This is a genomic window from Martinezella calliandrae, from assembly GCF_030272695.1.
GTDB lineage: Bacteria > Pseudomonadota > Alphaproteobacteria > Rhizobiales > Rhizobiaceae > Rhizobium > Rhizobium calliandrae.
Genome location: NZ_JARFYN010000168.1, coordinates 1 through 950, shown reverse-complemented (window position 1 = coordinate 950; position 950 = coordinate 1). Strand labels below are relative to the sequence as shown.

1 protein-coding gene is annotated in these 950 nt (G+C 57.4%); it reads left to right on the top strand.

Annotated features, from left to right (window positions below; translation table 11 throughout):
- Positions 1 to 598 (top strand): hypothetical protein (locus tag PY650_RS36530; protein WP_285884962.1); only part of this gene is annotated, 598 nt, incomplete at its 5' end.
- Positions 599 to 950 lie beyond the last annotated feature (352 nt).

Below are 950 nucleotides of genomic sequence, written 5' to 3'. Positions count from 1 at the left end.
GCTTTCGGCAACGGCGAACTGGCTCGTTAATACGATCGCTGCGTCGGCCCGGTGCGCTCATTTTGACCAACTTCGCGATTTCGGTGCCGATGATCCTTTACTGTCGGCCTGGACGCGTTGGCAGGCGGCTCGCAGGGAGCAGAATAGACTTTGTCGGCGACAGCAACGTTTGGAGAATGAGCTCCTGAGAGCAGTCGGCAAATTTCCGCAGGTCGAAATAAGGTTGAAGGATGAGCCGCAGCCGGTCTTTGCGAGAACTCCTGAAGAAATTGATCACCTGCTGTCTGACATCGGTATGGAAGAGGTGAGGGAGCGGGCAAAGATTGAATTGGTTCGGATTAGAACGGCATGGGACGAGGCGGACGCAAAGATTGGATACAGCGTTGCCTGTGCTGCTGAAAGTAAAGCTGCCGCACGAGTAGAGGACCTAGGGGAAACTATGTGGGGGATGGCTGCTCTAACGATTCCCGGAGTCATCGCCAAGCTGCACTCCTTAATAGAGATGGACGCCCCAGGCGCAAGCTCAGAGGAGAAGCCATGGCCGGAATTGCGGGCGATCCTTGCCGATCTCTTGGAGTCCCAGCGGTGTTCACAATAGTTCCGTGTCGTTCGTTTCGGGCGCTCGCCACGCCTTTGGTCTTACATGCCGGGCTTGGAAGATGCGTTGCAGGCCATAGGTGCCCAGTCAATGTCGCATATCGCGTATTACGTCTAAAAGGACCGGCTTCGGCTGGTGCCTGTGAAGCGGACTGGCAACTTCCGACTGCGGATCTTCAAAGAACGGACATTCGGGCTGGCGCGGCATCGTCGTGACCTGACCCTGAGTGTGCTTCGGAACGACCGCGTCCAACGGCCGGGAGCCTGACAGAGCAGTCATTGCGGGCGGCGACAACGTCGGCAGCGTCCACACGAGCCATGACCAACTCGATCTCAACCAAGATCGCTCCGAG